Annotated in this window: 23 protein-coding genes and 1 other annotated feature; of the genes, 6 read left to right on the forward strand and 17 right to left on the reverse strand. The window is 47.6% G+C overall.

Annotation, left to right across the window (positions count from 1 at the left end):
* Positions 1-130 precede the first annotated feature (130 nt).
* The 12 genes from EFB11_RS08190 to cysK all read right to left on the reverse strand — a co-directional run bounded on the left by EFB11_RS08190 (position 131) and on the right by cysK (position 12,740).
* Entirely contained in the window at positions 131-1,261 is a 1,131-nt protein-coding gene (locus tag EFB11_RS08190) for a sugar ABC transporter substrate-binding protein (RefSeq protein WP_122789761.1), read from the reverse strand.
* A gap of 335 nt (positions 1,262-1,596) precedes the next feature.
* Positions 1,597-3,069, reverse strand: a complete 1,473-nt coding sequence (locus EFB11_RS08195; RefSeq protein WP_122789762.1) for an L-fucose/L-arabinose isomerase family protein — start codon at positions 3,067-3,069, stop codon at positions 1,597-1,599.
* A gap of 15 nt (positions 3,070-3,084) precedes the next feature.
* Complete coding sequence (locus tag EFB11_RS08200; RefSeq protein ID WP_442906852.1) at positions 3,085-3,729, reverse strand: DUF4867 family protein; 645 nt, start codon at positions 3,727-3,729, stop codon at positions 3,085-3,087.
* A gap of 13 nt (positions 3,730-3,742) precedes the next feature.
* On the reverse strand, positions 3,743-5,266 hold the full coding sequence (gene xylB, locus EFB11_RS08205) for a xylulokinase (RefSeq protein ID WP_122789763.1): 1,524 nt from the start codon (positions 5,264-5,266) through the stop codon (positions 3,743-3,745).
* Positions 5,267-5,512: 246 nt separating this feature from the next.
* Positions 5,513-6,640 carry a DHHW family protein gene (locus EFB11_RS08210; protein ID WP_164706671.1) on the reverse strand — a complete coding sequence of 376 codons (1,128 nt, stop codon included), beginning with the start codon at positions 6,638-6,640 and terminating at the stop codon, positions 5,513-5,515.
* Between the two features lie 14 nt (positions 6,641-6,654).
* Positions 6,655-8,043 carry an MBOAT family O-acyltransferase gene (locus tag EFB11_RS08215; protein ID WP_122789765.1) on the reverse strand — a complete coding sequence of 463 codons (1,389 nt, stop codon included), beginning with the start codon at positions 8,041-8,043 and terminating at the stop codon, positions 6,655-6,657.
* 18 nt (positions 8,044-8,061) lie between these two features.
* Positions 8,062-8,532, reverse strand: coding sequence for a DUF4358 domain-containing protein (locus EFB11_RS08220; protein ID WP_164706672.1), 471 nt, complete (start codon positions 8,530-8,532; stop codon positions 8,062-8,064).
* Between the two features lie 14 nt (positions 8,533-8,546).
* A complete protein-coding gene (locus EFB11_RS08225) occupies positions 8,547-9,296 on the reverse strand; it encodes a GDSL-type esterase/lipase family protein (RefSeq protein ID WP_164706673.1) in 750 nt (249 codons plus the stop codon).
* 237 nt (positions 9,297-9,533) lie between these two features.
* Positions 9,534-10,037 (reverse strand): GNAT family N-acetyltransferase, encoded by a 504-nt coding sequence (locus EFB11_RS08230; RefSeq protein ID WP_122789768.1) that lies wholly within the window; start codon positions 10,035-10,037, stop codon positions 9,534-9,536.
* A gap of 48 nt (positions 10,038-10,085) precedes the next feature.
* Positions 10,086-10,344, reverse strand: a binding site (T-box leader).
* Between the two features lie 42 nt (positions 10,345-10,386).
* A complete protein-coding gene (locus tag EFB11_RS08235) occupies positions 10,387-11,295 on the reverse strand; it encodes a radical SAM protein (RefSeq protein WP_122789769.1) in 909 nt (302 codons plus the stop codon).
* Positions 11,292-11,798 (reverse strand): O-acetyl-ADP-ribose deacetylase, encoded by a 507-nt coding sequence (locus tag EFB11_RS08240; protein ID WP_122789770.1) that lies wholly within the window; start codon positions 11,796-11,798, stop codon positions 11,292-11,294. Before EFB11_RS08240 ends, EFB11_RS08235 begins: the two co-directional genes overlap by 4 nt.
* A gap of 15 nt (positions 11,799-11,813) precedes the next feature.
* Positions 11,814-12,740 (reverse strand): cysteine synthase A, encoded by a 927-nt coding sequence (gene cysK, locus EFB11_RS08245; protein WP_122789771.1) that lies wholly within the window; start codon positions 12,738-12,740, stop codon positions 11,814-11,816.
* A gap of 117 nt (positions 12,741-12,857) precedes the next feature.
* Here cysK and EFB11_RS08250 point away from each other — a divergent pair, with 117 nt between their 5' ends.
* A complete protein-coding gene (locus EFB11_RS08250; protein ID WP_122789772.1) occupies positions 12,858-13,895 on the forward strand; it encodes a tyrosine recombinase XerC in 1,038 nt (345 codons plus the stop codon).
* 221 nt (positions 13,896-14,116) lie between these two features.
* Here EFB11_RS08250 and EFB11_RS08255 read toward each other — a convergent pair whose 3' ends face one another.
* Both EFB11_RS08255 and EFB11_RS08260 read right to left on the reverse strand, forming a co-directional pair.
* On the reverse strand, positions 14,117-16,237 hold the full coding sequence (locus EFB11_RS08255; RefSeq protein WP_122789773.1) for an FtsX-like permease family protein: 2,121 nt from the start codon (positions 16,235-16,237) through the stop codon (positions 14,117-14,119).
* Between the two features lie 6 nt (positions 16,238-16,243).
* On the reverse strand, positions 16,244-16,984 hold the full coding sequence (locus EFB11_RS08260) for an ABC transporter ATP-binding protein (protein WP_122789774.1): 741 nt from the start codon (positions 16,982-16,984) through the stop codon (positions 16,244-16,246).
* 189 nt (positions 16,985-17,173) lie between these two features.
* Here EFB11_RS08260 and EFB11_RS08265 point away from each other — a divergent pair, with 189 nt between their 5' ends.
* Entirely contained in the window at positions 17,174-17,935 is a 762-nt protein-coding gene (locus tag EFB11_RS08265) for a LytR/AlgR family response regulator transcription factor (RefSeq protein ID WP_279220540.1), read from the forward strand.
* Positions 17,929-19,176 (forward strand): sensor histidine kinase, encoded by a 1,248-nt coding sequence (locus EFB11_RS08270; RefSeq protein WP_122789775.1) that lies wholly within the window; start codon positions 17,929-17,931, stop codon positions 19,174-19,176. The genes EFB11_RS08265 and EFB11_RS08270 overlap by 7 nt, the downstream gene beginning before the upstream one ends.
* A 21-nt stretch (positions 19,177-19,197) precedes the next feature.
* On the opposite strand, the gene EFB11_RS08275 is transcribed toward EFB11_RS08270, so the two are convergent.
* Positions 19,198-19,482, reverse strand: coding sequence for a putative quinol monooxygenase (locus EFB11_RS08275; RefSeq protein ID WP_122789776.1), 285 nt, complete (start codon positions 19,480-19,482; stop codon positions 19,198-19,200).
* Positions 19,483-19,647: 165 nt separating this feature from the next.
* Here EFB11_RS08275 and EFB11_RS08280 point away from each other — a divergent pair, with 165 nt between their 5' ends.
* Together EFB11_RS08280 and EFB11_RS08285 are read left to right on the forward strand one after the other, a co-directional pair.
* The gene (locus tag EFB11_RS08280) at positions 19,648-20,280 is read left to right on the forward strand and encodes a peptidylprolyl isomerase (protein WP_122789777.1); all 633 of its coding nucleotides are present in this window, start codon (positions 19,648-19,650) and stop codon (positions 20,278-20,280) included.
* A gap of 358 nt (positions 20,281-20,638) precedes the next feature.
* Entirely contained in the window at positions 20,639-20,998 is a 360-nt protein-coding gene (locus EFB11_RS08285; protein WP_164706674.1) for a helix-turn-helix domain-containing protein, read from the forward strand.
* 96 nt (positions 20,999-21,094) lie between these two features.
* On the opposite strand, the gene EFB11_RS08290 is transcribed toward EFB11_RS08285, so the two are convergent.
* Entirely contained in the window at positions 21,095-21,382 is a 288-nt protein-coding gene (locus EFB11_RS08290; RefSeq protein WP_122789779.1) for a hypothetical protein, read from the reverse strand.
* 303 nt (positions 21,383-21,685) lie between these two features.
* Between EFB11_RS08290 and EFB11_RS08295 the strand changes: the two genes are divergently transcribed.
* Positions 21,686-23,101 (forward strand): uracil-xanthine permease family protein, encoded by a 1,416-nt coding sequence (locus EFB11_RS08295; RefSeq protein ID WP_122789780.1) that lies wholly within the window; start codon positions 21,686-21,688, stop codon positions 23,099-23,101.
* 43 nt (positions 23,102-23,144) lie between these two features.
* Here the strand turns inward: EFB11_RS08295 and EFB11_RS08300 are convergent, their stop codons facing one another.
* Entirely contained in the window at positions 23,145-23,957 is an 813-nt protein-coding gene (locus EFB11_RS08300; RefSeq protein ID WP_122789781.1) for a purine-nucleoside phosphorylase, read from the reverse strand.
* Positions 23,958-23,959: the final 2 nt, after the last annotated feature.

The following is a 23,959-nucleotide window of genomic DNA, read 5'->3' on the forward strand; positions in this document are numbered from 1 at the left end:
AAGAGAACGTGCGTTATGTGCTTATATACGTGTGAAACACCGGAAAATGGATAATAGTTGGGGGTGCACGGTTGCCTGCTGCAGCCATGCACCCCGCACATCAAGATTGTTTGTTACCGAATGACTTTCATTATTCAGCTGCGGCGTCTGCTTCGGTCGGCCACTGATCCTTCGGTACGTTTGCATAAACTTCTTCTACCGTATGGAACTGGTCACGAACACAAATAATCTCATAAATGTTGTCCTTGTTTACTGCTTCTACGTCAACCGTGAACGAATCAACATCTTTGGTATTGTTGTTCAAGGTCTGCCAAGTGCCCAGGCTGGAGTCAACACTGCTCTTCGGATCTTCGCCGGTTGCAATTGCGACAGCCAGTTCACATGCGGCCTGGTTCAGCGGAGCCAGCGGCTTGTAAACCGTACCAGTCTGTGTGCCTTCAACGATTCTCTGGCAAGCTGCCAGGTCAGCGTCCTGTCCGCAGATCGGAACGGTACCAGCCAAGCCCTGTGCTGCCAAAGCTTCGACTGCTGCACCTGCGGTGCCGTCGTTGGAAGCGATAACGCCCTGTACGTCGTTGTTTGCAACGGTCAGGCCATTTTCAGTATGCTTCAGAGCTTCGTTGGGGTCCCAACCCTTGCACCACTGCTCAGTAACGATGGTGATGTCGCCGCTGTCGATGTACGGCTGCAGAACATCCTTCTGGCCTTCAGCTACCAGGTGTGCGTTGTTGTCTTCCGGTGCACCCTTCAGCCAGATGTAGTTGCCCTTCGGAGCAGCTTCTACAACGAACTTCGCTTCGGTTTCACCAACCTTGTACGAGTCAAACGTTACGTAGTAGTCCAGGTCGCTGTTCATGATAAAGCGGTCATATGCGATAACCTTGATGCCTGCATCATGTGCTGCATCTACGATCGGGCCAGCTGCTTCTGCGTCCAGCGACTGAACGATCAGCACGTCGACACCCTGGTTGATCAGGTTTTCACACTGGGAGATCTGCTTGTTCGCGTCATTGTTTGCAATCTGGGTATTGAGTTCAAAACCCTTTTCGTCCGCGTAATCTTGGAACATTTCGATTTCACGGTTCCAGCGTTCCTCGGTGGTGTTACCGATCGAAAGACCAACGACAATTTCCGAAATGTCTTTCTTTTCTCCACCAGAACTGCCGGATGCAGTGCCCGAATCGCTGCTGCTTGTGCAGGCCGTCATCGATACAGCCAGTGCAGCCGCTGTCAACGCTGCAAACAATCTTCTCTTTTTCATTTCTTCTCCTCCTTAAAATGAAATCTTCTTCTCTATATAAACCGGCTGTTCCGGCTTATATCAACCTACTCCACCAAAAAGAACTAGACATTCTATACATTTTTTTCGTATAGTAATGCTATTTTTTGTGCTTTTTCCTAGTTGATATGGCTATTATAGCATCCAAATATACAAGTCGCAATCAAAATATTGCTTTTTTTTGTTCACATTATTTAAATCTTGTGTATTTTTTGTGATAACAGCTCAAAACAGGCCAAAAGCTCTCAATTATTCAGGATTTTTTAAGCTTTTTTCAAACAAAGGGCCGCCTCGAAATCAAGGCGGCCCACTTTTTCTTATGCAAAGGGGTTTTCGCCTGGATACGGCAAGCTTGCCGGTTGATTATAAGCAATGTCTTGAACCCCAAGATATTTGAAAATTTCGAACAGGGCCTTTCCATAATGCCCAAATGCAACCGCGCCGTGATGCGGATACTGTTTTTCAATCAATACATGACGGTAGAAACGATTCATTTCCGGAATTGCAAATACACCGATGGAACCAAACGAACGGCTTGCAACATCCAAGACTTCGCCCTGCGCGATATAGGCGCGCAGCTGCGTCGAAGCCGTCGATTGCAGACGATAGAATGTAATATCGCCAGCCTTGATATCGCCTTCCATGGTACCACGTGTAATATCCGGCTCAGGCAGTTCGGGCTCAAGCTGCCGCTTCATGATCAGCTGGTAACCCATATGCGGATTCTTCAGCAGCGAAGAGCAGGTATTGCCGCAATGGAAGCCCATAAAAGTTTCGTTAAGCCGATACAGTGCCTTGCCTTCGATATCTTCTGCATAAATCTGCGCCGGTACCGAGTTGTTGATGTCCAACAGCGTCACTGGAGCCCCCGAAACGCAAATACCGATGTACTCACTCAACGCGCCGTAAATATCGACTTCACAAGAAATCGGGATGCCACGGCCGGTGAAGCGGGAATTGACATAGCACGGGACGAATCCAAATTCAGTCTGGAATGCCGGCCAGCACTTATTGGCAAACGCCGCATACTTGGAGCAGCCCAGATTTTCTTCCATCCAGTCTTCCAACGTCAGCTCGTACTGTGCCAGGCGCGGCAGCACACCTGCATACGGATTATTGCTGCCCAATTCTTCTGCCATTTCCTTTGCCTTGGCCGGAATCCGCGGATCGTCTTTGTGCTTATTGTAGGCAACCAGAAGATCCAGCTCCGAATGTTCTTCCACAGCAACCCCAAGATCATACAACGCCTTGATTGGTGCATTGCAAGCCAGGAAATCGTTCGGCCGCGGACCAAAGGCAAAAATTTTCAGTCCCTTCAAGCCAACCAGAGCAGTCGCAATGGGTACAAACTCCCGGATTTGTTCTGCAACTTCAGCCGCTGTACCGCAAGGATATTCCGGGATGTATACCCGCTTTCCACGAAGGCCCAAGTTATAGGAAGCATTCAGCATACCGCAGTAAGCATCGCCGCGTCCATTGTGCAGGTCGCCGTCACCTTCCGCTGCCGATGTATACATAATCGGTCCGTCAAACAAATCAGCAATCATGGTTTCCGGGGTCTCCGGGCCAAAGTTGCCCAAAAATACGCACAGAGCATTCACGCCAGCCGCCTTTACGTCTTCGACTGCCTTCTTCGCATCCAATTCGGTTTCTACGCATACCGGACATTCATACAAACCATCGCCATAAGCTTGTACGACATTTTTACGACGCTGTTCGGACAGCGAAATCGGGAAGCATCCCCGGCTGACCGAAATGATACCCATTTTGATTTCTGCAATGTTTTTCATATTCTTGTCCTCCCTTTAAAGGCTCGGCAGAAGATCGATATTCTCGCCCAGCAGTCCAATATATGCACCATCCTGCGCTTCCGATGCATCCGGATGGGCAATCAGCCATTTGTTTTTTGCACGCAGCATTTTGTCTTCCTTTTGAATCGGTTTTAGCTGCGGCGCTTCGGTATTGGTTCCCTTCGGCAGCACCACGGCAACACGGAATCCTGCCTGCTTGGCAGCATCGCATGGCGCATAATGCAAGGTTGTCGCATAAAGCTCAACTGCCACGCCGGCAGGCACCCGAAAGGCCTCTACCCGATCGGTATGCAGCTGCCACTCCGGGCCCAGATCCTGCTGCCGGGCAACCAGAAGAATGAACTCCTGTGCACCAATGTTGATCTCACTATCGCGGTGATATTCCACGCAGTTCAACTTTGTGTTAGTGCCATTGCAATATCCGATTTGGATCGGCATGCCGCCATATACATGGTCACGCAGGATGCTATATGCCGCATCTACTTCCAGCGCTTCCACCGACGGGATATATACAACACCATCGGTTGGCCGTTCGGTTTCTTTTTCCAACGTTTCGGTCAGGCTCTGAAAATCAAAGTCTGATAAAACCCGTCCATAGACTGCAAATGCTTCATCGTAAACCGATTGGATTTTCAACATTGCTCATCCTTTCTTAAAGACCCGCCAAAACGTGATACTGTTCTTTGAGTGCAGGGTACAGGGCCTGATACACTTTGTAAAATGCTTCATATTTTTCTACATTAGAAGCAATCGGTGCTTGCGATGCATTGACAGCAATTAGCTTCCGGCATCCTTCTTCAACCGACGCATAGACTCCAGCACCCACGCCAGCCAAAATTGCAACACCCAAAGCCGGTCCTTCCTTGCTGACTGTTGTTGCAACCGGGCAGCCTAGAACATCCGCCAACATCTGCCGCCACAGCGGAGAAGTGCCACCGCCGCCGCAAGCCAAAATTTCGGTCGGACGCACCTGCATTTCACGCAAAATTTCTGCGCAATCCCGCAAGCTAAATGTCACGCCTTCCATCACAGCCCGCAGTAAATCATATCGTGTATGCATTCCCGACAGGCCTACAAAAGCACCGCGGCAATCCGGATCCAAATGTGGTGTCCGTTCTCCCATCAAATAAGGCAGGTAGAGCAGGCGGTTGGAACCAATCGGAACCTGTTCGGCCGCTTTGTCCAGGAGTACATAAGGATCTACATTTTGCTTTTCTGCTTCTAAGCAATCCAAGCCGCAGAATTGATCCCGATACCATTTCAGGGACTGTCCTGCCGCTAAAGTGACGCCCATGACATGCCAGGCACCCGGTACCGCACAGCAAAACGTATGAACGCGCCCCTTAGGATCCACCGACAGCTGGCTGGTATGGGCAAATACAACGCCCGAAGTGCCAATAGTCGCAAAGGCCTTGCCATCTTCGACAACCCCTGTTCCGACTGCTGCTGCTGCGTTATCTCCCGCGCCGCCAACAACTGGCGTGCCTACCGCCAATCCGGTTTTGGCGGCAGCATCTTCTGTAATCGTTCCGGTTACTTCTGGGCTTTCATATACTTTCGCCAGTAATTCCGGCTCAATTTCCAGTTTTGTTAAGACCTCATCCGACCAGCAGCGCTGTGGTACATCCAACAGGCCCATGCCCGATGCATCCGAAACTTCGGTAGCATATACGCCGCACAGGCGGAAACGCACATAATCTTTTGCAAGTAAAATATGCCTGCATTTGCTGTAAATTTCGGGTTCATGGTTGCGGACCCACAAAATCTTTCCGGCGGTAAATCCAGTCAGTGCTGGATTTGCGGTAATTTCGATGTAACGCTCTTTGCCTACCCGTTCATAAATCTCTTCACATTCTGCCGCTGTCCGCTGATCACACCACAAAATCGCCGGACGCAAGACCTTGTTTTCTTCGTCCAGCATGACCAGCGAATGCATTTGTCCAGACAGGCCAATACCGCGAATCGACTTCGCATCGATTGCACTCTGCTTTAAAACCGCTTGGATTCCCTGGCAAACCGCATTCCACCAATCATCAGGATTTTGCTCTGCCCAGCCATTTTGCGGCTGCTGCATAGGATATTCGACAGTACAGGAAGCAATTACCGCGCCATTTGTGTCAAATAGAACTGTTTTTGTACCAGATGTGCCGATATCAATACCCAGTAAGTATTCCATAATCCACATTCTCCTTCAAACGCCGACACTTTTGAAAAGGTTCTTTCTATATCTTTATCCTAGTCCTTTTCCATCAATTTGTCAATATCCTTCTGATTTTCTATTGTAATTTTGGATTAAACTCACAAAACATGTGTTGTTTTTTTGGAAACCTTGTGAAAGGATTTTATTATATCTTTGTATATTGCATAAAATCTATCATCGAATTTTGCAATAAAAAAACGCCGCATTAGCGGCGTTTTTTTATCATGCTAACCATTGGATACTGCGATCACTCGTTAGAGTTTCCAATCCGTAGACAAATAAGATACGATCATATTCATTTTCTTCGATCAGTTCAGAAACGGTTTGCTTTTTAAAATAACGCAAATCCACCAAATCGATCGTCTGATAATGCCGGCTCAAAAATGGAGCAAAGCAGTGGGCAAAGGAATCCCGCACAATGAGCAACTTCCCGCCGGGCGCATTGGAGGTCAATGTTACTTTGGCATGATTCCCGTCCAAAAATACGGGATATTTATCTGCTTCCTGCAAGTGTTCCAGAAAAAATGGCCCCTCTTGCTCAATCGGTACCGGTCGGTTTTCATCGTATGCGGTCACATCAATTTGTGTCTCTGTGTCGGTCCATAGGGATATTTCATCTGGTTTTGTTGCCCACAGCCCACTTTTGGAGTAGGTCGTTCCATAGAATCCATCATAGTCATCGATAGAGTATTCCTCTTTTTCGGCTGATGTCAGTCCCCATGCCTGTGCAAGCGCACAATATACTTCATATGCTCCCAAACTTGTCCAGTGATGATCTGTCCGATAATAGATGGGAGTATCCGTCGCATTTTGTAAGACTTCCATGACATCAATCCATTGCATTGTCCCTGCATATTCCGCTTCCATCTGCTGCAATAGCGCAGCATCGGGATAGGATTCATGTAAATCAGGCAACTTATCGGTCATAATCGCCCCTGTGGTCGGGACACATAAAAATGAGAAATCCTCTTCCGGATGCTTTTCTGCAAACTCCCGAATCGTTTGGATATTCTTTTCAAAAACTGCTCCCGCTTCTATCGGCCGATTGATCAGCCATCCTTCTTTTCCACGGTAAACCTTTCCAGCCGAATTCAGACCTTCTGCCTGTTGGGTATAAGCATGGGCTCCGACCCAAAAATCGCGCTGTGCAAAATGGTCGGAAAGATAGTCATCGATCGATTGAAACCATTTGCCGCTCCATAAGTTTGACCAACGCCATTCTGGAAATTCCTGCAGTACACGTTTTTCGTTAACCGAAAACTCCTGTTTCGGCAAAACCCAAAATGCCGCTTGTAAACCAATCAACACAGCACAAAACCCAATGACTAAGGGAAGATCTCGCTTTTTCACTTGCATGGCCTCCCTTAAAATCGGAAATATAGGAATGGATTATAGCTTTGTGCTACTAAAAATGCTGTACATAAAACGATTGCACCGCCGCTTACCGCCATCTCCAGCACAGGCCAGAACTTGCTTTCCCGCCAAGTCAAAACCCATTTTTTTGCGATTGGCAAAGCTGCGAAAATCGAAATACACAACAGTGGCAAATACGAAATCGTCAGCACAAAGGCATGTTCACCCAGCAGACCGCTGGAAAAATCAAACATGCTATACAGATATGCTCCCAAGCCGTCAAACTGGTCAAAGGCAAAGAGAACCCATCCGATGGTTACAAAGAACATCGCGTAAATATGGGAAATCACTTTTGGGAGTCGTTTTAGGAGCTGGCCCAACCAGAGTTTTTCTACGACCAATAATACAAAGTAATACAGGCCCCACAGCACAAAATTCCAGCTTGCTCCATGCCACAACCCAGTCAGCGCCCAAACAATCAGCAGATTGCGAATCGTACGTCCGCCTCCCTTGCGGCTGCCACCCAGAGGAAAATACACATAATCCCGGAACCAGGTTCCCAGCGAAATATGCCAGCGACGCCAAAATTCCGTGATGCTACGCGAAATATACGGGTAATCAAAATTGATCGGGATTTCAAATCCAAACAATTTTCCCAATCCGCGCGCCATATCCGAATAACCGCTGAAATCAAAGTAAATTTGCAAAGTAAATGCAATGGCACCGACCCAGGCCTCAAGCAAACCATTCTGCGTTGGATCGATCTTCAGGCTTTCCCATAATGCCCCCATAGAATTGGCCAGCAATACTTTTTTACTCAGACCAATCAGCAAAATCCGAATACCATCTGCAAAGCGGGCCAGTGTTTGATGCCGTTCTCCCAATTGGTCTGCCAAATCCCGATATCGCACGATCGGTCCCGCAATCAGCTGCGGAAACAACGTCATATAGGTTGCAAAACGGGTAAACTTTTCTTGTGTCGGTACATCTCCGCGATATACGTCAATGATATAGGACAAAACCTGAAATGTATAGAAAGAAATGCCCAGCGGCAATGCAATGTCCACATGAGGCAAATCCATCCAAAACAAGATTGGCCGCAACGAATCAATTACAAACGCGGTATACTTAAAGACCAGTAGCAAAGCTAGATCGACTACGATTGCGGCGATAGCACCCAACTTTTTTCGTGTTGGGTGCTTTTCCATAAATTTTGCCGCATAAAAATTGACCACGGTTGTCAATAAGATAACGATCAGAAAAGATGGCTCTCCCCATGCGTAAAACACCAGGTTCGCAAGCAGGAGAAAGCCATTCTTGAGTCTTCCAGGTAAAATATAATACCCGAGCAACGTAAAGGGAAGGAAAAAATACAAAAACGTTAAACTGGCAAAGCTCAATGTTGAATCCTCTTCCCTTTACGGATGCAGCGTTTTATTCACAACATCTTCCGCTGCTGCATTATCCGCAGAAATGCAAAGGATAACATACTGGCCTTCGCGGGACATAATCGCGCTTTCCAGCTTTGGAACTTCTTCCGGTTTATAATCGGAATAGCCTTCAATGTATCCATCAACAAAAACTTGTAGCTGCTCTTCTACTTTCTCCGCGCTGCTGGCATCGACTGCCTGCCAAACCGAAAGGCTTTCGGCGGTTGCACCCGACCCGGCTAAGGCTGCACTATCTTCTACCAATTCTTCATCCACGCCATAAACCCGGCATGCGCCTTCTTTATCTAAAGTTTCGAATTGATCGGTAAATGTGATTTGATCTTTCATGCTTGCAATGGTGTCTGCCGGCACGATTTTGAGTTCAGAACCACATGCCGTCAAAAGCAGCGACGCTGCTACGCCGCAAGTCGCAATCTGAAACGAATGCATCCATTTCATGGTATATTTCTCCCTCATTCTTGTGATAAAATCGCATTGTCTTCCAAATATTCCGCCCATATTTTATAATACTTGCTGCCCGGGTGGATTCCGTCTACGGCAGCATCTTCCGGAAGATTTCCGTTTTCATCCATCATCACCGATGCGACATCCAGGTAAATCGCATCTTTTTCTTTTGCCAACTCTTTCAACATCTCGTTGAATTTCAGAATTTGCTCGTTGTTGGTACAATCGATATTTTTTTCCGATACCTCCTGTGATACAGGCAAAATGGACTGAATATAGACAGCTGCCTCCGGCTGACGCTCCCGCACTGCATCAATCACCTCGCCATAGCCATCATAAAACGCTTGCGTATTCGGCCAGCCCAGTTCGTTTTCTCCGAAAATCAGAAAAACTCGGTCATAGGACTTGCCATTCTGCAGTTCATCGATAACAGGAATTTCATGATTGAGCATGGTCTTAGTAAAAACAGTGCGCACGTTCAAACCAACTCGGTAAAAGCAATCCATATCCGGCAAAACATTATATGTTACAAAGCCATCCAAATAGGAATTTCCCAGCATAGCAGAATTTGACAAATCTGCCTTTTGAGGTTGTTCATCCAGACTGGAAACTGCCGATGAAACCATGGCAGAACTTTCCGCCTCATTACCGCCCTTACAACCCGCCAAAGTTGTAAAGACAAGGGTCATTACAGCAGCCCCTACCAGAACTTTTTTATAGTAAAGCATACCGTATCCTTTCTTTTGTTTTCCATTCAAATCCCAAAATACTCCACATAAATTGCGCAAAAAATTGTCCGGTGGGGAACACCGAACAATTTCAAATCCATAAAAAGTTTTGAAAAGATTTCGAAATTATCTTTATCTCCTTGTTTAAAGAATACCGTAGTTGTCGAAATATGTCAAGCGACAACCGGGTTACGTAATGAAACTGTAACCGTTATTTTCAGGAAAAGATTGGCCATATTTTTTCCAGTGGATTTGATGGTTTTCAGCTTATTTAAAAGTCGCAAACAAAACAGAATCCAGGAATTTTTCGTGCTTATAAATGCGATTGCAAAAATATCCTTCCTGGATAAATTGGTTCTTCTGAAGCACCTGAATGGAAGCCGGATTATTGGCAAATACTTCGGCCTGAATCCGCACAATTTCCGTCTGATCAAATGCCAACTGACAAATCTGACGGACTGCCTCGGTGGCAATCCCCTTTTTCCAATGAGGCTCCCCCACCCAGTAGCCCAATTCCGCCGTGCGTTCATGAATATCATTTCCGAAGTTTAGCGTAATCCCGCCAATGGCCTCTCCATCGACATCGATTGCCAACATCCATTCTCGGTCAGAATGAGCATGCCGGGCCAGCCGAATAAAAAATTCTGCATCCTCAATGGTATACGGATAAGGAAAAGTATTGCGTACACAATCAGAAATTTTTTCATTGTTTGCATAATATGCCAAGCTGTTTTTATCCGATTCCTGCCATTTGCGCAGTGTAACTTCCATGTCGTTTTGCCCCTTTCCGCAAAATAAAAAAACTCTCGTCCTTCTTTCGTAAAGGACGAGAGCAGAAAGCTTCGTGGTACCACCTTTGTTCGTTTGCACTTCACAGCGCAAACCTCATCAAGTACAGGGAATTTACCCGATACTCTAGTGCTATAATGGGCACACCCATCGTATCCTAAGCTGCACAGCAACGTCGGTACGCAACTCCAAGGCCATTTTCAGCGATTCCGCTCTGCGCCTTCTTTCACCAAACAAAGGCTCTCTGTGGCATTCGAACACCGCTTACTCTTCTTTTCATCGTCTTTTCCATCTGAATTTAACTAGATTATAGCACTTGCTTTTGATAGCGTCAATCCTTTTTTACCCCTTCGCCGCAAAAAGCAGGAATAAAACTTTCCTGGGCGGCTTCTCCTTCCTGCAGATATCCAGCCAGCCCCAAATCGGTAAAATAAGTGACTGCTTCTTGATATTCCTCTTCTGTAATCGCACGATTCAGTTCTGGATACTTCTCCATCCCAATCGGGGTATACTGCCGCATCAAACTGACCAAAACACGATCTCCCCATCGCTCTGCAATATGGCGCAGAATCTGCCGGGTATCGCCTGCAAGGCCGGGCAACATCAAATGGCGAATCAGTGTCCCACGCTTCATATTCCCCTGTGCATTAAAGATCGGCGCTCCGGTCTGGCGAACCATCGCATCGATCGCTGCGTCTGCGATTTCAAAATAGTCTGCAGCCTGCGAATACATTTGCGCATAATAACTGCTGTAATACTTCAAATCCGGCAGATAGATGTCAACGATACCTTCCAACATTTGAAGGGTTTCAAGGGACTCAAAGCCGCCACAGTTGAGCAAGACTGGGATCTTCAGCCCCTGGCGCTTCGCTTCTGTCACAGCAGCTGCCACGTGGGGTGCATAATGGGTCGCTGTGACCAAATTGATATTTTGTGCCTTTTGGTCTTGCAGTTCTAAAAAGATTTCGGCCAACCGGCTTGCATCAACTGTAATGCCGTTCGCCCGCTGTGTGCTGATCTGCCGATTTTGACAGTAGATACAGCCTAACGTACAATGTACAAAAAATACCGTTCCCGAACCGTGCACGCCAGAAATGGACGGTTCTTCCCAAGCATGCAGCGCCGCGCGTCCCAGCTCGACCTGTGCCGAAGCACCGCAATACCCCCGTTCTCCTTGCAGCCGATTGACACCACAAGCCCGTGGACACAACCTGCACTGCGCATAGGCTTCCCAATTCATGCGAAATCCTTTTCTGCGTTCTGATAGGCTTTCAGGGTGTGCTCATCAAAGCAAACCATATAAATGGCATCGAACTGCGAATGTGCATCGCAATAGGTATGAATGGTCTTGACCGCAATCGCAGCTGCCTGTTCCAGTGGAAAATGATAGACGCCGGTGCTAATCGAAGGAAACGCTACGGTTTTGCATCCGTTTTCGAGTGCAAGCTGCAAGCTATGGGTATAGCAGCTTGCCAACAGTTCGGCTTCTCTCTGTTGTCCGCCACACCAAATAGGGCCTGGAGTATGAATGACGTATTTAGCCGGCAGCTTATATCCCTTGGTGATCTTGGCCTCCCCTGTTTTGCAGCCATGCAGCAGCCGGCATTCTTGTAATAGCTCCGGTCCAGCCGCTCGATGGATCGCTCCATCGACTCCACCGCCGCCCAGCAGGGAAGTATTGGCTGCATTGACGATCGCGTCGACCGAGTAAGTTGTAATATCACCGCGTTCGATTTTTAGCATTGGTCCATGCCTCCTTTAATCAAACATGGGGGTAGAAAGATAGCGTTCACCAGTATCCGGCAAAACAACCACAATATTCTTCCCTTCAAATTCGGGACGGGCTGCAATTTTTGCAGCAATGCTGACAGCTGCTCCAGATGAAATACCGACCAGCAACTCTTCGAGCCGTGCGATCTCCTTGCCAAACGAAAAAGCTTCTTCGGTGGTAACGGTCTGCAACTCATCAAAAATGGTCGTGTCCATCGTTTTCGGAACAAAATTCGCGCCAATCCCTTGAATTTTATGCGGGCCTGCCACGCCTTTGGATAGAAGCGGAGAATCGGCGGGTTCCACTGCCACAATATGTAATGCCGGATTCTTTTCCTTTAAGTATCGACCGGCACCAGAAATCGTACCGCCTGTGCCAAAGGTGGCGACCAAAACATCCACCTGGCCATCGGTATCGTTCCAAATCTCGGGGCCGGTGGTGTCATAATGCGCCTGCGGGTTGACCGGATTGACAAATTGTCCGGCCAAAAAGCTGCCTGGAATTTCTTTTGCAAGCTCTTCCGCCTTATCGACAGCCCCTTGCATGCCCTTGGCACCTTCCGTAAGCACCAACTCAGCGCCGTAGGCCTTCAGTAAATTGCGCCGCTCCACGCTCATGGTTTCTGGCATGGTCAAAATGACCCGATACCCCCGCGCGGCTGCTACGGCAGCCAGGCCAATGCCGGTATTGCCCGACGTTGGTTCCAGGATCGTTGCCCCAGGCTTTAAAATGCCGCGCTGTTCGGCATCCAAAATCATCGCACGACCCACCCGGTCTTTCGCACTTCCCGCCGGATTCATGGCTTCCACTTTGGCAAGTAGCTTTGCCTTTAAGTTGTGTGCCTGTGCGACACGTCTCAGCTCCAGCAAAGGGGTATTTCCAATCAAATCCACTACGCTTGTTGCAATGCGCATTGTTTTTCACACTCCAATCTTTTATGAGTGCATTATACTGGATTCCTTTTTAGAATGCAATGTTTGTTTGACGCCCTTTGCAAAATGTGCTATTGTGAATAAACAGGAGGAATTCTTATGAAGCGATACATTATTTCTGAATATGCCCATGATGCACCTCCGCTTTTGCGCGATTTCCTGGTCTATATCTCGACCATCAAAGGCAAATCCGAGCGTACCGCTTATGAATATTTTTTGGATCTTCGTTTTTTCCTGCGGTATCTTTTGCACAGCCGCAAATTTGTGCCGCTGGACATGCCCTTTGAAGAAATCCCCCTTCAAGCCGTAGACGTAGACTTTCTCAAAACCATCACGTTATCCGATGTGTATGATTATTTGGGCTATATCGCACAGGAACGCCCCCGCCAGCAAAACAGCCCCCACACGGAATACGGCCTCTGTGCTACCTCCCGTGCCCGCAAAGTGGCTTCTCTACGGGCATTTTTTAAATATCTGACCGTCAAAGCTGGTGTGCTGGAAGTCAATCCGGTCTCAGAACTGGACTCGCCTTCCCTGCCCAAAAAGCTGCCGCGGTATTTGACGCTGGAAGATTCCAAAACCCTGCTGGAAAGCGTGAGCGGCCCGTATGCGGCCCGGGATTACTGCATTTTGACTCTATTTTTAAACTGTGGCATGCGTGTTTCTGAACTGGCGGGCATGAACTTGCAGGATATCCAAAATGATACCCTGCGCGTACTCGGTAAAGGCAACAAGGAACGCACGATCTATCTCAATGACGCCTGTCTGGAGGCCATTGCAGCCTATCTTCCCGAGCGCATTGTTCCGCATCCGGCTGACCAAAACGCCTTTTTTACCAGCCGCAACCGGAACCGCCTGAGCATTCCGACTATCAAATGGCTGGTTAAAAAATATCTCACTGCCGCAGGATTGGATGCACAAAAATATTCGGCTCACAAACTGCGTCACACCGCGGCTACGCTCATGTATCAAAACGGCGTCGACATTCGCACCCTGCAAACGGTCTTGGGCCATACCAACGTGGATACCACTATGATTTACACTCACATCCAGGATGAAAATGTCCGCGCGGCGGCGCAAAACAATCCATTGGCTTCGGTCAGACGCAAAGCATCCCCTCCGGACGATACTCCATAAGGGAAATGCGGTGATCAGGTATGGCCGTTCGGTCTGGAAGCATTCCAAGCCGGCCAATCCATAACAGCGTTAAGATAATGGCTGTAGCTGCTAATGTGATTCGGATTTTTGTTTCCAAAGTGGTTCCCCCCTTTTAACAGATACATCCATTGTGGCTATCCTGTACAATCTTTATGCAACACAACTCAAAGAGACGGTAAAAACACCGTCCCTTTTCTGTTTTATTCGATTTGCAGTGTGCACCAAACTTTGTGGAGTGTTCGCCGATACGTCAGATACAGAAGACCTGAGCACAGCAGAACCAGAATCAGACAGGCAGCCATTCCTGCCAGTTCATCCATGGTATACCTCAACGGATCTCCATTGAAATACATGATCATCGCATACAGGGCATAGATCGCCAGGGTCCCAACTAAACCTGGTACAAAGAACACCCGGCTGACTTGTCCGCGCACCGATCTTTGCAGATACGCCCTCGACGCCCCCAGATGCCGCAAATCTTCATACACTTGCCGATTGGTCAGCGCAATGGTCATACACCGTGTATAGGCTATGACGATAACCGCTGCAAAGCATACGATTGCCACGAAAATAAATAACATCAAAAATACTGCCATGGTCCGAATGAATTCCGTTTGATCGAGTACTCGAAATTGCGGCATGTATTTCCAATACAACCGGAAGTTTGAACTGTCCCGCTGGTCATAATCGATGGTCTCTCCAAATTGCGCGAGGTTTTCCGCGGCAAATAGATACGCATCCCCTTCCTGGGCATGCAGAATGGGATCATAAGCATCCACAACTTCTACCTCTGGTCCAGAGCGGTCTACAATGGTATGAAACAGCCGTTTAGCGAACGGGTACGTATCCCCGCAGCTCTCTACATTGAAAAAGACCATGGTTTCCTGCCATTCGTCGGTCAGTCCCTGGGTGATTGCAGCATAATCGGTATCATCCAAAACTTTATATCCAAACAGCAGATCGGATTTTAAGACTTCCGTTTGTGGTATAACCTGCAATTGTTCTCCGGTCACCGGGTTGGTCACCAGGGAAAGCTCGTTCGACGTCCTAGATGCCGATGAGCCATTCGTGTCAAACACAGATGCTACCGTACCGGGTGCGAGATCGATGGACTGGCCTGTCAGCTGATTCCATGCACTTTCCGACAAAAACGAATTGCACTCCAGAACCTCCCGATACTCGGTATGCCAGGTGACACCCATTGCTCCTTCGGTTTCGATTTGTTTCTCCCCATCGACCCCAAGGACTGCAATCGGTGCCTGCGTCCAGCTTGTTAGCGTTACACTCTCTTCCTGCGCCATTTGGCGCACCTCATCTTCCAGCGGGATTTGCTGATCGTTTCGAAAATGATAGACATAATCCACCGGACGTTGGGCATAGCTGACCATTGCACTGGTTCCGAGCATAGGGGCATAAAACATCCCAAAATAAGCGCCTGCCAGCAAGACCGTGATGACCAACATATTACGTACCGTTTGGCGGCCTTGAAATTTCATCATACTGGTGGAAATCAGGTTCTGATAATATTTTTTCCGCTTACCCCAGCCATTGACGACTGTATGCAGCAAAATCATATACAAGCCCACAAACAGCGGAGCATATCCGATCGCGCTTAGCCCTTCAGGGACGTACCAGTGCAAGATCCGGACAAAAAATGTTGGGAGCTCATATCCCACAAAGGCGCCGACCACCATCAGCAGGATTCCCACACGACCATACCAATTCGGCACTGCGCGGATGGGTTCCGATTTGCGGGATTCGTTGACGATATCGATAATGTTGGTCCGCCGGATAAACCGAATGCCCATTCCAAAAAGCATGGCGATTACAAAGATGGAAAACACCAGTGCAAACCCAATTGCGTTTGGGTCAAAATGTAACACCATCTCTTCGCTGTCGACAACAACCAGACGAAATATTTTCCAAATCCCCCAGGCCAGTGGTACCCCGCAAAGAGTCCCGGCCACGCAGGAACTCAAAGATGCTTTGGCCAGGTCTGCAAAGAGCAGCCGCCGTATCTGCGCCTTGGTAGCTCCCAGTGCAAGAAAAACGCCGGTTTCACGGGATTTTGAACGGAAGAACAGTCCGGACGCATAAGCGGTAAACACCGCGCATCCGATAACCGCCAAAACAAAAATCATCATTACCTGCTTGCGGGAATCGCCGCCTTCGGGCAAAACCGTCAAAACCGTTGGAGAACGCATCATCGAGACATACGCAGTAATCAATAGAACGGAAAAAAAGCAGCAGCCCATCAAAAGCAGATAATTCTTACGGTTTTTCCTGCGAAGACAGGCATAAACTTCGGAAAAGGTTTTCATCGCGACTCACTCCTTGCTCATTTCACGAATGGCATCCAGCAGATCATCCTGGAACTGTCCACGGTCTCCATGATTTTTAAGGGTCTGATGAACGACCCCGTCTCGCAAGATAATCACGCGGTCACAAAAGGACGCGGCAAAACTATCGTGCGTCACCATAAAAATGGTAGCGCCCAAACTGTCCCGTGCCTGCATAAAACTCTGAATCACCGCCCGCGAAGATTTGGAATCCAAATTGCCGGTCGGTTCATCAGCTAAAATCAGCAATGGGTGGTTGATCAGCGCACGGGCGACCGCCGTTCTCTGCTTCTCACCGCCCGAGATTTCGGCCGGATATTTTTTCTTGATATGTGCAATGCCGAAAATATCGCATAAATGGTCCGCAGATTCCTCCATATCTGCATCGACCTTTCCGGCAATGATGCGCGGCAGCAAAATATTTTCCCGCACGGTCAGACCATCGAGCAACAAAAAGTCCTGAAAGACGAACCCCAATTTCTGATTGCGGATCACCGCCAGTTCCTGTTCTTCCAGTGCTGCGATTCTTTCTCCACCCAGTTCGATCTCCCCGTGGTCAGCTGGAATATAACAGGAAATGCAGTTAAGAAGCGTTGTCTTGCCCGAGCCGGACGGTCCCATCACAGCGACAAACTCGCTGGGCTCAACCTGAAAGGAGACCCCTTTCAAAACATCATAGGTGTTCTTCCCCACTTGATACGATTTATAGAGATTGTTTACTTGCAACATATCCATACATCCTTTCTAAAATGTCTTTCCTTGATTTCAGTGTACTGATCCCTGACATCAAAAACAAACCGGACTGTCAAATCTGACAGTCCGGTTGTAAAGTTTCGAAACTTCTTGTTATTTTTGGTCTGAATTTTGTAAAGTTCGGTATTTGGGGGCTTCCGGCGTATGCTATAATAAAGAAAACGATTGCAGAAAGGGAGATGCCCCATCTTACATCTCGGTATTTGCGACGATCAAGTCGCTTCCCGCACAGCCCTCCGTTCGCTCTTGGAACGTGATTTAACCGAGCGGGGTTCCACATATTGTATTTTTGAGTTTTCCTCGGGTGAAGGGCTCTTGCATTGGTTTGAAAAGCACATTGGAGAAATCGACGTGCTCTTTTTGGATATTGAAATGCAGGGCATCCATGGCATGGATACCGCGCACCGCTTACGTTCCCAAAGCGAAAACCTACAAATTGTATTCGTCACCGGCTACGACCGTTATGTGTTTGAAGGTTATACGGTTGGAGCGCTGGATTATCTGTTAAAGCCTGCCACAGCCGAGCACATCCATCAACTGCTGACTCGGGTATTTGCTACTTTGCAAAAAACCAGCGACTCGGTATACGTATGCCGGAATGCAGAGGGACTCTATCGCATTCCGCGCAAAGATATCTTATATTTTTTCTCCGAAAAGCGGCTCATCACCTGTGTCACCACGCAACGATCGTATACGTTTTATGCAAAGCTGGACGATGTGCAAAATGGGCTGGACGATCAATTTGTACGGATTCATCAGCGGTATTTGATTCATGCGCCTGCAGTAACACGCATCGGTGACCATGATGTACAAATTGGCTCGCAGACGCTGCCCATTTCCCGCAATTATAAAAAGCAAGCACTGCTCACACTCACCCGTGTCTTGTTATCACAATTTTCCTCCCCGGAGGATCATATTCCATGTTAGTCCATATCCTCTTTCAAGCGATTGTCGTTTATCTTCCTTTCTTCCTGTCCCCATTTTTCATCTTAAAGCTCATAGAAAAATTTTTGGTTCCCCGTCCCGGAAAACTGGCGCAGGGACTGCGTGTGATCATCGCCTGGGTTTCGGTCAATATGATCATTCAAATCTCCGACCCGGTCAATATCTTGTACACGCTTCCCTTTTTCTGTTTGAGCATTCTTTTTTTGTATCAGGGTGCGCTCGATGTCAAATGCACCATGATTCTGGTTTTATATCCAATGATGATGGCCAGCAATGCACTCTGGTATTGCCTCTGTATCCTGATTCCTTTTGTATTCCAAAACCTTTTAACGTTTTTGTTTTGGGGTATCTTATGGCTACTGATCCGCAAAGTGCTGCCAGATGCGCACTACACGTTGTCTCACCAGACCTGGATGCTGATGAGCATGCTTTCTATTCTGCCAATGGCGGCAACACTGGCCTCGGTCATTTTAAACCAATCGGAAGACCTCATGCTGTCTATTGCCATTTTACCATTTGCGGTCTTTTCTTCGGTGGTCTTGCTGCTGTCTGTGGCGATTTTCACCAAACAGGAATATATTGCGCAGGAAAACCAGCTTTATCAGCTTCGTTCCATTTACTGGTCCCATCTGGAGGAAGAACAATTACAGCTTCGCCGGCTACGTCACGATTTGCGCAACCACTTTGCCGCTCTCCAGGGCTTCCTGCTGCGCGGCGACACTATTCAGGCGCAAACATATTTGGAAGACCTGACCGAAGCGCCCGGCATGTTATCAGGGCAGCATTTTTGCGATAATGAAACGGTCAATATCGTATTGTCCAGCAAAGTTCCAGAAATTCAGGCAGCGAATATTCAATTGCATCTCGATTTGGCCTTGCCATCGAAGCTGCCATTTTCCGCTCCGGCGTTGTGCTCTCTGCTTGCCAATGCGCTGGATAATGCTTATGAAGCCTGCTGCAAGATCCCATCTTCCCAAACGCGCGCAATCTCTTTGCAGGCTCGCGTTTGCCATGGTCAATTTATGCTGCGTGTCACCAATACCTATCGATCCATTGAAACCGACTCGCAGGGCAATTTACGCACCAGCAAAACCGATACCAAAACCCATGGCTTTGGTCTACGCAATATGCAGTCCATCGCCCAGGAGTACCATGGAGTCTGTGATATCCAAACCAAAAGACAGATATTTGAGCTTTTATTCTCCTGTCCTGTTGATGCATAAAAAAACGCCCTTTCGGGCGTTTTAACGTTCTACATAGAGATCAACGGTTTCCGGTCCGTCAAACATATCTGCAAATTGCGGAATGATACGGGTAAAATGTTCGGTTGCATTGTGGCTGTCGATGGCTGCTTGATCTTTCCAAATCTCCATAAAGCAGTGCACCCGTTCATCGGCTAAACTCTGGTTGCTGCTGTATGCGATGCATCCTTCTTCCTGACGGGATGCTGCAACCAATTCATCGGCCAGTGCATGATAAGCATCCAGGCATTCTTTTTTGATAATCTGCTTTGCAATAATCTTAATCATAATCTGTCTCCTTTCTCGGAATACCTACGGTAAGTATATCATACTTTCCCCATTTAGAAAGCAAAATCCTTGAAAAAAACACAAAAATTCTGTTTTCCTTTTGCGCAGTTTGTGCTATGATAATAACAATTTTGAGTCATACCGACTTACGTTGGAGGTTTATTCATGCGAAAAATACTTTGTCTTATTTTGTCCTGTCTGCTTCTTTCCACTGCCATGACTGGCTGCCAAAATAAAACAGCGGAAGACGGCGCAGCTTCATCTTCCAGTGCGCAAGCTACTCCCACCGATCTTTTGAGTGGAAAGCATCATATTGAAATTCAAGTCAAGGATTACGGGACCATCCAAGCCGAACTGGATGCAGATGTCGCGCCGATCACGGTAACCAATTTTATCAATCTGGCCCAAGACGGGTTTTATGATGGGCTGACTTTTCACCGTGTCATTTCCGGATTTATGATTCAAGGGGGCGACCCGAACGGCGATGGTACCGGCGGCTCTGAGCAGACAATCAAAGGTGAGTTTTCTGCCAATGGGGCCGAAAATAATATCGACCATGTACGCGGTGTACTGTCCATGGCCCGGCAAATGGATAATTACGACAGCGCGAGCAGCCAATTTTTTATTGTACAGCAGGACTCCCCGCACCTCAATGGTGACTATGCTGCGTTCGGGTATGTAACAGAAGGTATGGAGATTGTAGATGCCATCTGTGAAAATACCCCGGTACAGGATGGCAACGGTACGGTTGCCTCCGCAGATCAGCCTATTATCGAAACAATTTCGGTCATCGATTAAAAAAAAGCGTCCACAGGCAAAAGTTCTGTGGACGCTTTTTTCGAATAAAACAGAGGATTTCACACCATTTATGGCGTTTTTTTACTTTCTACCACATCATTTGCAGTGATGCAGAGCAGATTTGTAAAATTAAAGGCGAGAAAAGTAAAAATATTTCTGTTTTTGTGTCAAGATTTTAGAAGCCAGCATTCCGAAACATGATATAGCGTAGTATTTCTACCTCAAATCGTGCAAATTTTTTGATTTTTTTGCACAAAAAGTGGCGACTAAATTTATTCAATTATGCAGGGCAATAATACTACTATTTCATACTTTTGCAACGAATCCCCTATATAATATGAATAGAGGTGGTTTAGTCATGTCTTTCGGAAGCCGTCTTCGACTTTTGCGCGAAGAGCGGAATATCACTCAAAAGCAACTCGGTTCCATCATTGGCGTATCGCCTCGCATGGTCAGCTTCTATGAAAGCGGCGCGCACTTTCCGCGTGATGAAAAAATTCTTCATCAGCTGGCAGACTATTTCGAGGTATCCACGGATTTCCTGTTGGATTACTCCGAGATACGAACCGAAGCCTCTTTAAAGGCTTTCTGTGCCGAGTTCAAAAATCTCCCGTTTGCAGCGCAACAGAACCTGGCAGAATATATGCACTTCTTATCATACAAATCAAAGAAGACCCGCACTTCTGCCACAACTTCCGCTACTACGCAGGATTTTTAAGAGGACTGTCCGCTCGAAGGGTAAAACCCGGCTTTGGCCGGGTTTTATTCTTTTCAAAACAAAACGCCCCCGATCCGGAAGCGTTTTCCCTATATTTTAGAACATTCCAACCGGACGTGTTGATACCGCAGCCGCAGGCATAGAAGCCCTTGTATGGCGCAGCATAATTTGCAAACGCGCTGCTGTGTATCCTGAGCCAACTTGCGTTAACAATGTGGTAAGGATTTGTTCTTGTGACTTCTGGTAAGAATTATCTGCCTTTTGTTCGGTAACCGTATAATATAACATCTGGCTTCCCTCGCTTTCTGTCAATGAAATAAAATCTCTAGATGGGAGCACAATTGCGATTTTCACGTCACCAGAACAATCCTTATTTGACTTCATTATACTTCTTTCCTGCACAAGAGTCAATCCCGCTTTCGTTAATTAATTGTTAAATTTTTATAAAATTTTTATAGAATTCCATTTTCCGGTTTTCACTCCATCCTTTATTATGCTTTCGAGAAAACTTCTATTCTCAAAAGTTTTCACATGTTCTGGAACCAGTCTGCATTTTCTTATATTAAAAATCGCTGCAATGCTTGACAAGACTTTTCCAAATTCCCTATAATAATAAAAAAGGCACCAAGGCTTTTGCTATGGCGCCTTTTCTGTCCTCATTGGGTAAGATGGTTGAAGGAGGATCTCATGAAAGACCAAAAGAAGTACACAAGTCCGCAATCGTTTGAGGGACGCATCCCCTTGCGGCAAGCCATTCCATTGGGTCTGCAACATGTGTTGGCCATGTTCGTAGGCAATTTAACTCCACTGTTGATTATCTGCGGTGCATGCGGTATCTCATCAGATGATCCTCAGCTTTTGACCAGCCTCCTTCAAAATGCGATGCTGGTTGCCGGCATCGTCACATTAGTTCAGCTTTACTCGATTGGCCCTTGCGGCGGTAAGGTTCCGATCATCATGGGCACCAGTTCGGGTTTCCTGGGTGTCTTTAATAGCGTCGTAGCACAAATGGGCGGCGGCGTTTTGGCTTATGGTGCCATTATGGGCGCATCGCTGATTGGCGGCTTATTCGAAACCGTGCTTGGCTTTTTCTTAAAACCACTGCGCCGGTTCTTCCCTCCGATTGTAACCGGTACGGTTGTTCTGGCGATTGGCCTGTCGCTCATTGGTGTTGGTATCAATTCGTTTGGCGGCGGTGGAACCAGCGTACATGACTTCGGTTCTGCAGAAAACCTGGCATTGGCCACGATTGTTTTGATTTCCATCGTTGTATTTAAGCATTTCTTCAAGGGCACTGCTTCCACAGCATGTATCCTGTTTGGCATTATTGTTGGCTATGTTGTCGCCTTTCTGATGAGTCTTTTCCTGCCGACCACGGGCAGCGTAGTTGTAGATGGAGAAACAGTTGAATTCACCAAGGCATGGGTATTGAATTGGAGCCAAGTCGCACAGGCCGATTGGTTTGCGATCCCGCAGATTATGCCGATCAAGCCAGTTTTTGATATTCGGGCGATTGCTCCCATTATGATCATGTTTATCGTCACTGCCGTAGAAACGGTTGGCGATATTTCGGGCTGTATGGAAGGCGGCGTTGGCCGCGAAGCAACCGACAAGGAACTGTCCGGCGGTGTTATCTGTGACGGTCTGGGTTCTTCGTTTGCAACAGTATTCGGTGTGCTTCCCAACACTTCGTTTTCGCAGAACGTCGGTCTGGTAACGATGACCAAAGTTGTAAATCGCTTTGCTTTGGCCTGTGGCGCGATTTTCCTCATTCTTTGCGGTCTATCCCCCAAGTTGGCAGCACTCGTGCAGATCATGCCGCAGAGCGTACTGGGTGGTGCGGCTGTTATGATGTTCGCTTCCATTGCTGTTTCGGGTATTCAGCTGATTACCAAGCACACCATTGATGCACGTGCGATTACGATTATTTCCATCGCATTGGGTCTTGGTTTTGGTTTGGGTTCCAACAGCCAGGCACTGAGCGGATTGCCTGAATGGGTCAGCTTGATCTTCGGCGGCTCGGGTATTGTACCGGCAGCCGTCATTGCGATTATTCTTAATGTTGTTCTGCCCCCTTCGAGCACTCCAGATACTACAAAGTAATAAAAAAATCGGACGATAGAATCGTCCGATTTTTTTATGCTCCTTACAGCATCTTAATAATCTCTCGTACCAGTTTCCGAAAATCTTGGCTGCGTTCTTCTGCCGTCGCATTCACTTCTGCGCCCGACAGCGCCTGCATCTGTACGCCGGCCGCCATGTTGGTAATCATGGAAATCGCCAGCACAGGAAGTCCACAATGCGCCGCCGCAATCACTTCAAATACCGTAGACATGCCCACTGCATCAGCACCCAGCGTACGGAAAGCCCGGATCTCAGCTGGTGTTTCAAATTGCGGACCGTTGACGCCAATATAAACACCTTGCTTTAGCGGTATCCCGCAAGTATGTGCTGCCTGCTTGGCCTTCTCTCGTAAATCCGGCGCAAAGGCAAATGTCATATCATTAAATCTCGGGCCGATCGCTTCATCGTTTGGCCCAATCAGCGGACTTTTCCCTGTAAAATTGATTTGATCCTCAATCAGCATAAAATCTCCAACCGAAAAGCTGGTGTTGATTCCGCCTGCGGCATTGGTCAGCAAAAGCGTTTGTACACCCATGGCTCGCATCACCCGAATAGGAAATACGATACTCTCCGGCGTATGCCCTTCGTATCCATGCAGCCGCCCCTGCATGCAAATGACAGGTTGTTCTTCAATATATCCGCACACAAACTGTCCAACATGACCCGGCGCGGTCGCATGCGGCATATATGGCACCTGATGATATTCCGCGATTACAGCATTCTGAATCTCTTGCGCCAGCGGCTGTAAGCCCGAACCCAAAACCAATCCGATTTTAGGCGTAAACGGCAAAATTCTCTGCATGTAGTTGGCAGCTTCTTTGATTTTCTGATACATTG

The organism is Intestinibacillus sp. Marseille-P6563 (genome assembly GCF_900604335.1).
Lineage (GTDB): Bacteria > Bacillota > Clostridia > Oscillospirales > Butyricicoccaceae > Butyricicoccus_B.